General features: G+C 70.4%; 9 protein-coding genes. 5 read left to right on the forward strand and 4 right to left on the reverse strand.

Annotated features, from left to right (window positions below; all coding sequences use genetic code 11):
* Nucleotides 1–45 precede the first annotated feature (45 nt).
* The 3 genes from CTZ28_RS08340 to CTZ28_RS08350 are packed head-to-tail and all read right to left on the reverse strand — an operon-like array spanning nt 46 to nt 1,567.
* A complete protein-coding gene (locus tag CTZ28_RS08340) occupies nt 46–276 on the reverse strand; it encodes a hypothetical protein (RefSeq protein WP_121888625.1) in 231 nt (76 codons plus the stop codon).
* 52 nt (nt 277–328) lie between these two features.
* Nucleotides 329–607: a hypothetical protein gene (locus CTZ28_RS08345; RefSeq protein WP_121888626.1), complete on the reverse strand. Its 279-nt coding sequence runs from the start codon at nt 605–607 to the stop codon at nt 329–331.
* A 51-nt stretch (nt 608–658) separates the two neighbouring features.
* On the reverse strand, nt 659–1,567 hold the full coding sequence (locus tag CTZ28_RS08350; RefSeq protein ID WP_121888627.1) for an RpnC/YadD family protein: 909 nt from the start codon (nt 1,565–1,567) through the stop codon (nt 659–661).
* Between the two features lie 313 nt (nt 1,568–1,880).
* Here CTZ28_RS08350 and CTZ28_RS46580 point away from each other — a divergent pair, with 313 nt between their 5' ends.
* From CTZ28_RS46580 to CTZ28_RS08375, 5 genes are all read left to right on the forward strand, one after another.
* Nucleotides 1,881–3,065 carry a tetratricopeptide repeat protein gene (locus tag CTZ28_RS46580; protein WP_259471507.1) on the forward strand — a complete coding sequence of 395 codons (1,185 nt, stop codon included), beginning with the start codon at nt 1,881–1,883 and terminating at the stop codon, nt 3,063–3,065.
* A complete protein-coding gene (locus tag CTZ28_RS08360; protein WP_183154305.1) occupies nt 3,062–5,266 on the forward strand; it encodes a polysaccharide pyruvyl transferase family protein in 2,205 nt (734 codons plus the stop codon). Before CTZ28_RS46580 ends, CTZ28_RS08360 begins: the two co-directional genes overlap by 4 nt.
* Before the next feature lie 247 nt (nt 5,267–5,513).
* Nucleotides 5,514–6,599 carry an acyltransferase gene (locus tag CTZ28_RS08365; RefSeq protein ID WP_259471508.1) on the forward strand — a complete coding sequence of 362 codons (1,086 nt, stop codon included), beginning with the start codon at nt 5,514–5,516 and terminating at the stop codon, nt 6,597–6,599.
* A 157-nt stretch (nt 6,600–6,756) separates the two neighbouring features.
* Nucleotides 6,757–9,012, forward strand: coding sequence for an SF1B family DNA helicase RecD2 (gene recD2, locus CTZ28_RS08370; protein ID WP_121888629.1), 2,256 nt, complete (start codon nt 6,757–6,759; stop codon nt 9,010–9,012).
* Nucleotides 9,013–9,209: 197 nt separating this feature from the next.
* Nucleotides 9,210–10,499 carry a citrate synthase gene (locus CTZ28_RS08375; protein ID WP_121888630.1) on the forward strand — a complete coding sequence of 430 codons (1,290 nt, stop codon included), beginning with the start codon at nt 9,210–9,212 and terminating at the stop codon, nt 10,497–10,499.
* A 638-nt stretch (nt 10,500–11,137) separates the two neighbouring features.
* Here CTZ28_RS08375 and CTZ28_RS08380 read toward each other — a convergent pair.
* A complete protein-coding gene (locus CTZ28_RS08380) occupies nt 11,138–13,423 on the reverse strand; it encodes a heavy metal translocating P-type ATPase (protein ID WP_121888631.1) in 2,286 nt (761 codons plus the stop codon).
* Nucleotides 13,424–13,530: the final 107 nt, after the last annotated feature.

Genomic DNA, 13,530 nt, shown 5'->3' on the forward strand with positions numbered 1-13,530 from the left:
CACCACGGAGTGCGGGCGAACGGCCCCGCCCGCACTCCGGCTGGCTCACTCTTCGACGAAGAGCTCACCGGCGTTCGTGGCGTGTACGGCTCGTTGGGCCCAGGTTTCGAGTTGGTCGAGGTCGGTGGAGGCGTTCACCCGGTCGCGGACCGCGTCGGGTACCAGGATTCCGCGCCATCTCAAAATGGACAGAACCCCCTCACGCCACGATTGGATACGCCCTTCTTCCCGTACCTGTTCGGCCAGGGGGTGTCGCCAGAAGTACTGGATCGCCATCTAGCTTCCGGTGTGGGTGGGAGGTGTGCGGGTGGCCCGGCGGTTCACGTGCTCACTCTTCGGCGAACAGATCGGCGGCGTTTGTGGCGTGCAGGGCTCGTTGGGTCCAGGTTTCGATTTGGTCGAGGTCTGTGCAGGTGCTCACCCGGTCGCGGACGGGTTGGGGTACCGGGATGTTGCGCCATTCGAGGATGCGGAGGACAGACTCGGCTTTGCCCTCGGCCTTGCCTTCGGCGCGGCCCTGTTCCAGACCTCGCTCCAGGCCCTCTTCCCGGCCTTCCTCCCGTACCTGTTCGGCCAGGGGGTGTCGCCAGAAGTATTGGATTGCCATCTAGCTTCCGGTGTGGGTGGGAGGTGTGCGGGCGGTCCGGCGTTCACGTGCTCACTCTTCGGCGAACAGGTCGGCGGCGTTCGTGGCGTGTACGGCTCGTTGGGCCCAGGTTTCGAGTTGGTCGAGGTCTGTGCAGGAATTGACCCGGTCGTGAACCGCGTTCGTCACGGGAATCCCGCGCCATTGCAGGATGGAGAGGACCGTCCCACGGCGTTCCTCGACGCGTCCTTCTTCACGGCCCTGCTCCAAGCCCAGTTCGCGGCCTTCCTCCCGTACCTGTTCGGCCAAGGGGTGTCGCCAGAAGTACTGGATCGCCGTCATCAAGTCCCTCCACATCTGCTTCGCCTGGGGATCGGCCAGGCATGAGTCGACGAACTGCACGAAGACCGCGGCGCTGTCGGCGTCGACGGTCCGCAGGGCGGCTGCCAGGGATTCCAGTATGACGGCTGCCTGCGGGCCCCGCCCGTGTGTCATCGCCGAGAGCACCGCAAGGGGTACATCCCGCTCGGCCTGCCGCTCGTCCGCGATCACCGGTACGTTGTCCGGGCCCAGCACCAGCGGCCGTACGGTCAGCGAGTCCCAGCCCGGGAAACCGAACCGGATCGGCTTCGACGCCCACTTGGCCGTGGCGCTGTTCTGGGTGATGACGATGAGCACGGGCTCGCAACGGTATTTCTCGTACAGGTACGACAGGTAGTAGGGCCAGCTGCCCCGCTTCCGGTCGTCCGCCTTGCCCTGCGACTCGACCACGAGGAGGTACGTCCCCTCGTCCGTCTCCGCCCGCAGCAGCGTGTCCACGCGCCGTTCGACGGGCTCGATCTCCGTGAGGTCCACGTTCAGCGCGGCGATCTCGCGGGGCTCGGGGAAGGGTACGTGCAGCACCCGCTGCAGCGCCCGGGTCAGCAGGGCAGGGTCCTTCTGGAAGATCCGGTGCAGCGCCTCATGCGACGAGCCGACCATCAGCTCTCCTTTCCGTACGACGAGATCAACGAGTCGGGTGCTGCGATGGCACGCGCACAGCGGCGGCATTTCCGCAGCGTGTGCGTTACGTCACCGACGGCGCCGCACGGCGTACCGCTGATAACCGCACGCGACCCGCCGTCCGGAGGGAAGTGTTCACGCAAGGTGCATGCGGATGTCGCTCAAGTGGCCGTGCGGTGAGGCACAGTCGGCGCTCGATCACAGAACGGTGGAGTGCATGACGAAGGTGTTGACGGGGTTGTTCAGAGCGAGACGGAATGACGCCGCCCGGTCAGACCTCTTCACCCGGAGCGTGCGGCAGTGCGCGGAGTACCTGGCGGCGCATGACGGCGCGTCAGGCCGCAGGCAGGCGCGGCTCGCAGCGGCGATCGGCGCCCTCACCGCGGCTCACGGCTCGCCGGAGGACGACCCCTTCGACGCCCTTCTGGGGGTCGGCCGTCGCGCCCTGGAGGTGGGCGACGCCGACGCGCTGCAACTCGCCCTGGACATCGGGGAGTCCGCGACAGCGATACGGCGGCGGTCCCGGGCCGCCTGGCTGCTGCTCGGCCGCGCGCTGGACGGGCTCGGCCGGGCCGACGAGGCGGTCGCGGCCTACGAGGCCCATCTCGAACTCCACCCCGACCACGACGCCTCCCGGACCACCGTCGCGCGGATCGGCACCCTGCGGGAACAGCGGGCCTGCCTGGACGAGGCGGCCGGCCTCTTCGCCACCGATGACGCGGCCACCCTGCGGGACGCTCAGGCACGGCCCGCGCGGCGCACACTCGACGACTTCGCCGCGTACACACGCTCCCGCGTCGCCGAGCACGGCGCGGCCGATCCCGCCGTGCGACGTCTCGTGGAGCTGTACGGCAGATACCGGCGGCTCGCCGACGAGGGCCGCGTACCCGATCCGCTGCTCGGCGGCGGCGAGCCCATCGGCGTCGGCGGGCTGCGCCGGCTGGTCGCGGGCCGCACGGTGTGCCTGGTCGCGGGCGCCGCGGAGGTCGCCGCGCGCTCCCTCAGCGCCGACCTCGACGCCTACGACCTGGTGGTCCGCTGCGACTCCCTGCGCGCCCGGGCCGGCGGCACCGGCGAGCGCGTCGACCTGCACGCCGTCTCCCTGCGCGGCGACGCCCCGTGGGAGGCCCCGGCCTGGACCGAACACGTCGGCATCAGGGTGGTGTACGGCGACCCGCAGGCGGAGTGGCGCCGGTCGGTCCGCCGGCGCCTCGTGCCGGGCGCCCAGGACCACGTCGGCGACGCGTCCCTGCGCCGCCCGCTGAGCGACCCGGCCCTGATGGGCGAGGGCGGCTGGGACAGCGACACCACGACGGCCTTCACCACGCTCCGGCTGCTGGACTTCCTCGACGTCAGCCCCCGCCTGGATCTCATCGGCTTCGGGCTGCCCGGTCAGCTGCGGCCGAAGGAGAAGGAGTGGGTCATGGCCCATGCGACGAATGTGGACGAGAGCACGATGAGGATCGCCCTGCGATGACCCCTTCCGCCGACGACAGGCGGACGGTGACCGGCAAGCGCCGGCTCGCCTTCGCCGTGTACACCGACGGGGACCGGCTGCCCGGCCTTGCCGTTCTGCTGCGCAGCCTGGCCCTGACCAATCCCGGGGTGTGCGAGGACTTCGTCGTCCTTCATCCCGGCCTGCCCGACACCGCGTTCGACGAGGCGCGCCGGCTGCACCCCCGGGTGCTGCCGCGCCGTGCCGACGGGCGCGGGGACGTCTTCCGGCTGCGGGAGTACGACACGGTCATCGCCCTCGATCCGGGCATGGTCGTCCTGGGGGACATCGCCGAACTGCTGCGGATGCGCGACGGGGTGGGCGCGGTCCCGCAGCTGATACCCGGTCAGGGCACGGAGGCCCGCGCCGTTCTCCCGGACGGCCTGCTGGTGATCCAGAACGCCGACGTGGACGACGACGTCGCGGGGGCCACGGCCGACGACAACGGCCTGGCTCAGGCGCTGGGCAGCGTCCTGGTCCCGATCGGCTCGCGCCACGACTTCCTCGCGCAGCGGCTGTACGACGGCATCCCGGTGCCGGAGAACATCACCGTCCTGCGCTTCCCGGACGGCTTCGAGGAGCCCGGCGGTTCACCCGCGGCCGAGGCGCGGCGCCGCTTCGAGCTGGACGACGAGACCTTCCGCGCCGCCTATTGCGCACTGCCCGGCGCCAAGCACCCCGAGCTGCTGCTGCACTGCGCCGTCCCCCTGCTGGAGCGCCGCGCCACCCTCGACCTGGCCCGGTCGGTCGCCGATGTGTACCGGCAGCAGGGCCGGTACGACGAGGCCGTCGACGTCCTTGGCCCGGTCCTGGGCGACCGGGTGGACGCACCGCGCTGCCATGAGACGCTGGGCGTCTGCCTGATGGCGCTGTCCCGCTACGACGAGGCCGAGACCCATCTGCTGCTGGCGGCGTCGGCCCCCGCCGTCGCCCCGCGCGCCTTCGCCCAACTCGCCCGCCTGTCCTGGCTGCTCGGGCGGCTGGACGCCGCGCATGCCTACGCCCGTGAGGGCCTCGACGCCGACCCCACCGACGCCGGCTGCCGCAACTGGTACGTCCGGGAGCGCCAGGACGCCGGCGAGCCGGTGGAACAGGCCGCGCCCGCCGAGCAGTTCGCCCACGTGGCGCTCTTCGCCGAGGGCGACGAGAACGCGGGCGACAAGGTGCTGCCCGAGGCCGTGCGGATGTGCTTCGACTCCGACACCGGTCCGCGGCGCTGGTACCAGCAGCCCGTGCACCGGCTGGTGGACGACGCGGCCGTGGAGCAACTGAACGCGCGGCGCGGGGTGATCGTGGGCGGCGGCGGGCTCTTCCTGCCGGACACCTCCCCGAACGGCAACAGCCACTGGCAGTGGAACATCCCCGACGCCGCCCTGAACAGGATCACCGCTCCGCTGGCCGTCTTCGCGGTCGGCTACAACGTGTTCGACGGGCAGCTCTACCGCCGTCAGCGGTTCGCCGAGAGCCTGCGAGCGCTGGTCGAACGGTCGGCGTTCTTCGGGCTGCGCAACCACGGTTCGGTCGAACGGGTCAGGGAACTGCTCCCCGCCGAGCTGCGGGAACGGGTGCGGTACCAGCCCTGCCCGACCACCGTGGCGCGTCAGCTCGTCATGGGCTGGGAGGACCCGGCGGAGCGGGCCGACACCGTCCTGGTCAACTGCGCGTACGACCGCGCGGGGCTGCGCTTCGGCCACGACTACGGGCACTTCCTCGCCGAGATGGCCGACGCGCTGCGGAGCCTGCGCGAGCGCGCCGACGTCCGGTACGCGGCCCATATGCCGGCGGACGAGAAATTCGTGCACGACCTGCGCCGGGAGCACGGCATCAGCCTGCCCGTCGACCCGCTGTACGTCATGACCAACGACGAGATCCGCGGCCTCTACCGTCGCGCGAAGCTCGTGATGGGCATGCGCGGCCACGCCGGGATGATCCCCTTCGGCTGTGGTACCCCGATCATCAGCCTCGTCTCCCACCCGAAGCTCGCGTACTTCCTCCTCGACATCGGGCGCCCGGAGTGGGGTCTGTCGGTGCACGACCGGGCACTGGGCCGGCGCCTCGCCGAGCGGGCGGCCGGGGTGCTCGACGATCACGCGGCGAGCGTGGCCGACGTGCACGACAGGCAGGATTTCCTCTGGAAGATCACCCGGACCAACCTCGACGACCTCCGGGAGATCCTCGCGTAGGCCCCACAGCGGGGGCAGAGCGAGCGACGCCCTGACGTAACGGCGGGGCGTCGCCCCGCCGTTCACGCGTCGGGCGAGGGCACCGGCATGCCCGCGGCGGTCATGAACCGGCAGCCCCGTGGGTATACCTCACGTGCGGGACCGGCCCTCGATGACATGCCGGGCGACGCCGATGTGACGGCTGTCCGTCCTGCGGATGTGGCATGCCGTTCGCCTCCCGTACACACATCTGGCGGATAGTTGCGCGGTGCCGAATGAGACAGCCGTGCGACTGCCGCAGCAGAGCAGCCCCCTTCCTTCCGGACAGAGTGCCCAGCCGCGGGAACACCGCTTCGACATCGACCTGATGCGGCTGATCTGCTCGGGCACCGTCATGCTGGGACATGTGGGGTCGCAGTTCATAAGCTCGACCGAGAACGACGCGGCCGGCGGGGCCGGGTCGTACTGGGCCGGGCACATAGCCGAGGCGATCAACCCGTTCGCGGTTCCCATGTACTTCGCGATAGCCGGCTGGGCCGTGCTGGTCGGGGCGCCCCCGCGGGACAGCGGCAGGATGTGGAAGAGGATCGTCCGGAACGTCGTTCCGCTCTTCGCGTGGACGGCGATCTACCTGATCTGGGCCTGGCTGCGGGACCGCAACGAGAGCCCGATGACCGAGCTGGCGGAGGACTCTCTCTTCGGCTCCGTGGAGCCCGCGTACCACCTGTGGTTCATGTACAACTACATCCCGATCATCGTCTTCCTCGCCTTCGCGATGCTGATCAAGGACGGGAAGCGGCCCTGGGGCCTGGGGGCCGCCCTGCTCGGTATCGCGGTGCTGCCGAGCGTGTTCACCACCATCTCCGAGGTGACGGAGCGGGAGATGCCCTCGGTCGCCTGGGGCTTCGGCACCTACTCCCTGGTGTACGCGGTCGGCGGCGCCATGCTGTTCGCCCTTCCGGCGGGAGCGGTCCGGCCGCGCTGGCTGCTGTACGGCCTGTTGCCGCTCACCATGGTCGGCTGCCTCTGGTACAACACGCAGATCCACTACGTGATCCCCAACGCCCATCTGTTCGTCGCCACCATGAGCGTCTGTGTGCTGCTGCTGATCAGCCGCATCCGGATTCCCGAGAAGCACCGGCCGCTCCTGAAGAAGCTGGCCGGAGCGGCGCTGGGCGCGTACATGGTGCACGTGCTCTTCGTCGAGGAACTGGTCGAACCCCTGGTCTCGCCGGACCTGAGCGGCCCGGTGGCGGGACTGCTGCTGGTCGGTCTGCTCGCCGCGGTCATGGTGCTGTCCTTCGCCACCAGCCTGCTGTGGGGCAAGCTGAACCTGCGGCGCCTGCTGGGCTGAGCACGGCCGCGGCTGCCTCCGCCGACAACGCCGCTGTCCACGAAGGCACTTCACGGCTGGACAGCGGCTCGGCGCCGGGCCTGACCGCCCTCGGACCACACCCCCACCGCCCGCCTCCGCGAGCAGTGCTGTCACAGCCCGGCGGTACGGTCGGAGCATGGCGCAACAGGCGGGGAACCCCACGGCCGAGCGGAAGCTAGCCGTACTCGAAGGCGTGCTGGAGCGGATCACGTACGCCAACGAGGAGAACGGCTACACGGTCGCCCGCGTCGACACCGGCCGAGGCGCCGGCGACCTGCTCACCGTGGTCGGCGCGCTGCTCGGCGCGCAGGTCGGCGAGTCGCTGCGGATGGAGGGCCGCTGGGGCTCCCACCCGCAGTACGGCAAGCAGTTCACCGTCGAGAACTACACGACCGTCCTGCCGGCCACCGTCCAGGGCATCCGCCGCTACCTCGGCTCGGGCCTGGTCAAGGGCATCGGCCCGGTCTTCGCCGACCGCATCACACAGCACTTCGGCCTGGACACCCTGCGGATCATCGAGGAGGAGCCCAAGCGGCTGATCGAGGTGCCCGGGCTCGGCCCCAAGCGCACCAAGAAGATCGCCGACGCCTGGGAGGAGCAGAAGGCGATCAAGGAGGTCATGCTCTTCCTCCAGACCGTCGAGGTCTCCACCTCCATCGCCGTGCGCATCTACAAGAAGTACGGCGACGCCTCCATCTCCGTCGTGAAGAACCAGCCGTACCGGCTGGCGGCCGACGTGTGGGGCATCGGCTTCCTCACCGCCGACAAGATCGCCCAGTCCGTCGGCATCCCGCACGACAGCCCGGAACGCGTCAAGGCGGGTCTCCAGTACGCGCTGTCCCAGTCCACCGACCAGGGCCACTGCTTCCTGCCCGAGGAGCGGCTGATCGCGGACGCGGTGAAGCTGCTCCAGGTCGACACCGGCCTGGTCATCGAGTGCCTCGCCGAACTGGCCGAGCCGCCGGAGGAGGGGGCCGACCCGGGTGTCGTACGGGAGAAGGTGCCCGGAGCCGACGGCGGCGAGCCCGTCACCGCGGTCTACCTCGTCCCCTTCCACCGTGCCGAACTCTCCCTCGCGGCCCAGCTGTTGCGCCTGCTGCGCACCGACGAGGACCGGATGCCGTCCTTCCGGAGCGTCGCCTGGGACAAGGCCCTGGGCTGGCTCGAGGGCCGCACCGGCGCCGACCTCGCGCCCGAGCAGGAGGCCGCCGTGCGGCTGGCGCTGACCGAGAAGGTCGCCGTCCTCACCGGCGGCCCCGGCTGCGGCAAGTCCTTCACGGTCCGCTCCATCGTGGAACTGGCCCGCGCCAAAGGGGCCAGGGTCGTGCTGGCCGCGCCCACCGGCCGGGCCGCCAAGCGGCTGGCCGAGCTGACCGGCGCCGAGGCCTCCACCGTGCACCGGCTGCTGGAGCTGAAGCCGGGCGGCGACGCGGCGTACGACAAGGACCGCCCGCTCCAGGCCGACCTGGTCGTCGTGGACGAGGCCTCCATGCTGGATCTGCTGCTCGCCAACAAGCTGGTCAAGGCGGTGCCCCCGGGCGCCCATCTGCTCTTCGTCGGGGACGTGGACCAGCTGCCCAGCGTCGGTGCCGGCGAGGTGCTGCGGGATCTGCTGGCCGACGGCAGCCCGATCCCGGCCGTCCGCCTCACCCGGGTCTTCCGGCAGGCCCAGCAGTCCGGCGTGGTGACCAACGCGCACCGCATCAACTCCGGGCAGCACCCGGTCACCGACGGCATGAAGGACTTCTTCCTCTTCGTCGAGGACGACACGGAGGCCGTCGGCCGGCTCACCGTGGACGTGGCCGCGCGCCGCATCCCGGCCCGGTTCGGCCTCGACCCGCGCCGGGACGTGCAGGTGCTCGCGCCGATGCACCGCGGCCCGGCCGGCGCCGGCACCCTCAACGGCCTGCTCCAGCAGGCCGTCACGCCCGCCCGCCCGGACCTGCCCGAGAAGCGGTTCGGCGGCCGGGTCTTCCGCGTCGGCGACAAGGTCACCCAGATTCGCAACAATTACGAGAAAGGGGAGAACGGCGTCTTCAACGGCACCGTGGGCGTGGTCACCTCGCTCGATCCGGTCGACCAGCGGCTGACGGTGCTGACGGACGAGGACGAGGAGGTGCCGTACGAATTCGACGAACTGGACGAGCTGGCGCACGCGTACGCGGTCACCATCCACCGCTCGCAGGGCAGCGAGTACCCGGCGGTGGTGATCCCGGTCACCACGGGCGCCTGGATGATGCTTCAGCGCAATCTGCTCTACACGGCCGTCACCCGCGCCAAGCGGCTGGTCGTTCTCGTCGGTTCGCGCAAGGCGATCGGCCAGGCGGTGCGCACCGTGTCGGCCGGACGGCGGTGCACCGCCCTCGACTTCAGACTGGAGCACCGCAAATGATCGATCAAATGAGTCGGGAAGGTCACACAGCTCTTCCCGATGGGCCGGCAACGGGGCAGGATGAGCAGGTTGGCGGCACTGAGTGCCGCCAATTAGCCCAATGGTCGACCCCGAGTGCACTCTCCTGAGCCAAATGGGGGATGGTAGAGACAGTCAGGGCACCTCGAAGATGAGGCACTACGTCGGTGAGGGAAGACGTGAGCGACAACTCTGTAGTACTGCGGTACGGCGACGGCGAGTACACCTACCCGGTGATCGACAGCACCGTCGGTGACAAGGGCTTCGACATCGGGAAGCTCCGCGCTCAGACCGGTCTGGTGACTCTGGACAGCGGTTACGGCAACACGGCCGCCTATAAATCCGCCATCACCTACCTCGACGGCGAGTCGGGCATTCTGCGGTACCGCGGCTATCCGATCGAGCAGCTGGCCGAGCGCTCCACCTTCCTGGAGGTGGCGTACCTGCTGATCAACGGTGAGCTGCCGACCGTCGACGAGCTGACCACGTTCAAGAACGACGTCACACAGCACACGCTGCTGCACGAGGACGTCAAGAACTTCTACACGGGCTTCCCGCGCGACGCCCACCCGATGGCCATGCTGTCGTCGGTGGTCTCGGCGCTGTCCACCTTCTACCAGGACAGCCACAACCCGTTCGACGAGAAGCAGCGCAACCTCTCCACCATCCGCCTGCTCGCCAAGCTCCCCACGATCGCGGCGTACGCCTACAAGAAGTCGATCGGCCACCCGTTCGTCTACCCGCGCAACGACCTCGGCTATGTGCAGAACTTCCTGCGTATGACGTTCTCGGTGCCGGCCGACGAGTACCAGCTCGACCCGGTGGTCGTCTCCGCGCTCGACAAGCTGCTGATCCTGCACGCGGACCACGAGCAGAACTGTTCGACCTCCACGGTCCGTCTGGTCGGCTCCTCCCAGGCCAATATGTTCGCGTCGATCTCGGCGGGCATCAACGCGCTGTGGGGCCCGCTGCACGGCGGCGCCAACCAGTCCGTCCTGGAGATGCTGGAGGGCATCCGCGACTCCGGCGCCGGCGTCGACACCTTCATCCGCAAGGTGAAGAACAAGGAGGACGGCGTCCGCCTGATGGGCTTCGGCCACCGGGTCTACAAGAACTTCGACCCGCGCGCCCAGATCATCAAGGCTGCCGCGCACGATGTGCTCTCGGCCCTCGGCAAGGACGACGAGCTGCTCGACATCGCCCTCAAGCTGGAGGAGCACGCCCTCTCCGACGACTACTTCGTCGAGCGCAAGCTCTACCCGAACGTGGACTTCTACACCGGCCTGATCTACCGGGCCATGGGCTTCCCGACGGAGATGTTCACCGTCCTGTTCGCGCTCGGCCGGCTGCCGGGCTGGATCGCCCAGTGGCAGGAAATGATCAAGGAGCCGGGCTCTCGTATCGGCCGCCCGCGGCAGATCTACACGGGTGTCGTGGAGCGCGACTTCGTGCCGGTCGAGGCGCGCTGACACCTGCTGGCGAGGGGTGCCGCGGCCCTGCGGGGCCGCGGACCCGGGCCGGTCCGGGAGCATGACGGCTCTGCGGCCGACCTGGCGGGCCGAGCCCTGACACCTGAAGAAGGCGCCCTGGAACGCCGGTCCCCCCACGGGCCGACGACCAGGGCGCCTTCCCGTGTCCCGGTGCGGATTCCCCCCACGGGATCCGGCCGGGCGCTTGCGAAAGCAGCGCCTGAATCGCTGCGTGAGCACAACGAGCAAAACCCGCCGTACTCCAGTGATGCGGTGCGATCTGCCGGGACCCGCACGGTCGGGAGGGCCGCTCAAAGCTTCCCGGTGTACGTGCCCCGGCAACGCATCTCTGAGGAAGTCCCCCAAGACAACCTCAGATGCCGGCCGACGCCCCCCAAGACGCCGACTGACATCGCCAACTTAGACCGTCGAACCCCTTCGATGGTTACGTTCACATCACTGTGATCTGCGTCTCTTGCATATGTCCGTTAGGTGCGCAAGAGCCCCGATACGGCGATCGGGGCTCAAGCGTAAGGATGATGCGCGAGCCTTGTGAAGAGCTTATGTGGTGCGCGCGCCGGACTCTAGAGGGACTCTTACTTCGGCTTCGGTCTACTGTCGGTAACTTCGGCTGAGGCTCACCGGAACCGCCGCAGACGCAGGCTGTTCGTCACCACGAACACCGAGGAGAACGCCATCGCCGCCCCCGCGATCATGGGGTTCAGCAGCCCGGCCGCCGCCAGCGGCAGCGCGGCCAGGTTGTAGCCGAAGGCCCACCCCAGATTGCCCTTGATCGTGGCCAGCGTACGCCGGGACAGCCGGATCGCGTCCGCGGCCACCCGCAGGTCCCCGCGCACCAGCGTCAGATCGCCCGCCTCGATCGCCGCGTCCGTGCCGGTGCCCATCGCGAGCCCCAGATCGGCGGTGGCGAGCGCGGCCGCGTCATTGACGCCGTCACCCACCATGGCCACGATCCGCCCCTCGCGCCGCAGCCGCCGTACGACGTCGACCTTGTCCTCGGGCAGCACCTCGGCGATCACCTCGTCGATCCCCACCGCCTGGGCGACGGCCTGTGCCACCGCCCGGTTGTCCCCGGTCAGCAGCACCGGCCTGAGCCCCAGCGCGCGCAGCTCCCGCACGGCCTCGGCGCTGGTCTCCCTGACCGCGTCGGCGACCGTGAGGACCCCGCGCGCGGCTCCGTCCCAGCCGGCCACGACGGCCGTACGGCCGTCCCGCTCGGCCGCTGCCACCGCCCGGCCCAGCTCCGGCGGCAGCTCGTCGAAGAGGCGCCCCACGGCCACCTCGCGGCCCTCGACGCGCCCGCGTACGCCCCGCCCCGGGACGTTCTCGAAGTGCTCGGCCGGCGGCAGTTGCCCCACCCGCTCCTCGGCGCCGGCCGCGACCGCCCGGGCCACCGGATGCTCGGAGGCGTGCTCCAGGGCGCCCGCGAGCCGCAGCAGCTCCTGCTCGTCGGTGCCCTCGGCGGCGTACACCTCCTGGAGGGTCATCCGGCCGGTGGTGACCGTGCCGGTCTTGTCCAGGACGACCGTGTCGACGCGGCGCGTGGACTCCAGCACCTCCGGGCCCTTGATCAGGATGCCGAGCTGCGCGCCCCGGCCGGTGCCGACCATCAGCGCGGTCGGCGTGGCCAGGCCCAGCGCGCACGGACAGGCGATGATCAGCACCGCGACGGCGGCCGTGAAGGCGGCGGCGGTGTCGCCCGTGACGCCGAGCCAGGTCCCGAACGTGGCGGCCGCGATCAGGATGACCGCCGGGACGAACACCGCGGAGATCCGGTCGGCCAGCCGCTGCACCTCGGTCTTGCCGTTCTGGGCGTCCTCCACCAGCTTCGCCATCCGGGCCAGCTGGGTGTCCGTGCCGACCCGGGTGGCCTCGACGACCAGCCGCCCGCCCGCGTTGACCGTGGCGCCGGTGACGGCGTCGCCGACGCCCACGTCCACCGGCACCGACTCGCCGGTGAGCAGGGACTGGTCGATCGCGGAGACCCCCTCGACCACCGTGCCGTCGGTGGCGACCTGCTCGCCGGGCCGCACCACGAAGCGGTCGCCTACCCGCAGCTCCGCCACCGGCACGCGCACCTCGCGCCCCTCCCGCAGCACGGCCACGTCCTTGGCGCCCAGCTCCATCAGCGCCCGCAGGGCGGCGCCCGCGCGCCGCTTGGCGCGGGCCTCCAGGAAGCGACCCAGCAGGATCAGGGTGACGACGCCCGCGGCCACCTCCAGATAGATGGTGGCGGCGGGGTCCATCCGCTCGACGGTGAACCGGAACTCGTCGTGCATCCCCGGCATGCCCGCGTCACCGAGGAACAGCGCCCACAGCGACCAGCCGAACGCGGCCAGCGTGCCGACCGAGACCAGGGTGTCCATGGTGGCCGCGCCGTGCCGGGCGTTCGTCCAGGCCGCCTGGTGGAACGGCCGGCCGCCCCAGACGACGACCGGAGCGGCCAGGGTCAGCGAGAGCCACTGCCAGTTGTCGAACTGGAGCGCCGGGACCATGGCGAGCAGCACCACGGGCACGGCCAGCAGGCCGGAGACGAGCAGCCGGTGGCGCAGCGCCGTCAGCTCGGGGTCCTGAGGGGCCTGCCCCGGCGCGGCCGCCTCGGGCGGCTGCGGCGGCGGGGGTTCCTCGGCGGTGTACCCCGTCTTCTCGACGGTGGCGATCAGATCGGCGACCTGGACCCCGTCGGCGCAGCTGATCTTCGCCTTCTCCGTCGCGAAGTTCACGGTGGCGGTGACGCCGTCCATCCGGTTGAGCTTCCTCTCGACCCGGGCGGCGCAGGAGGCGCAGGTCATGCCCCCGATGAGCAGGTCGACCTCGCGGGTTCCGGAGGGCTCGCGGATCCCGGGGGCCTCGGGGGGCGTGGGTGTCGCCGCGGCGGTGGGTCCCGTAGTGATGCTGGTCATGTCTCCGGACTCCAGACAACGGACCGGGCCGTACGGATCCAGCGTCGGCTGGTCGGTACGGCCCGGACGGGGAGGGGTGTTTCAGTCCTGCGTTCGTGTGCTCGGGC

The sequence above is a fragment of the Streptomyces shenzhenensis genome (assembly GCF_003688995.1).
Taxonomy (GTDB): Bacteria; Actinomycetota; Actinomycetes; order Streptomycetales; family Streptomycetaceae; genus Streptomyces; species Streptomyces shenzhenensis_A.

Coding starts and splice junctions, on each gene's coding strand:
- CTZ28_RS08340 (WP_121888625.1), bottom strand. CDS start 276: ATGGCGATCCAGTACTTCTGGCGACACCCCCTGGCCGAACAGGTACGG.
- CTZ28_RS08345 (WP_121888626.1), bottom strand. CDS start 607: ATGGCAATCCAATACTTCTGGCGACACCCCCTGGCCGAACAGGTACGG.
- CTZ28_RS08350 (WP_121888627.1), bottom strand. CDS start 1,567: ATGGTCGGCTCGTCGCATGAGGCGCTGCACCGGATCTTCCAGAAGGAC.
- CTZ28_RS08360 (WP_183154305.1), top strand. CDS start 3,062: ATGACCCCTTCCGCCGACGACAGGCGGACGGTGACCGGCAAGCGCCGG.
- recD2 (WP_121888629.1), top strand. CDS start 6,757: ATGGCGCAACAGGCGGGGAACCCCACGGCCGAGCGGAAGCTAGCCGTA.
- CTZ28_RS08380 (WP_121888631.1), bottom strand. CDS start 13,423: ATGACCAGCATCACTACGGGACCCACCGCCGCGGCGACACCCACGCCC.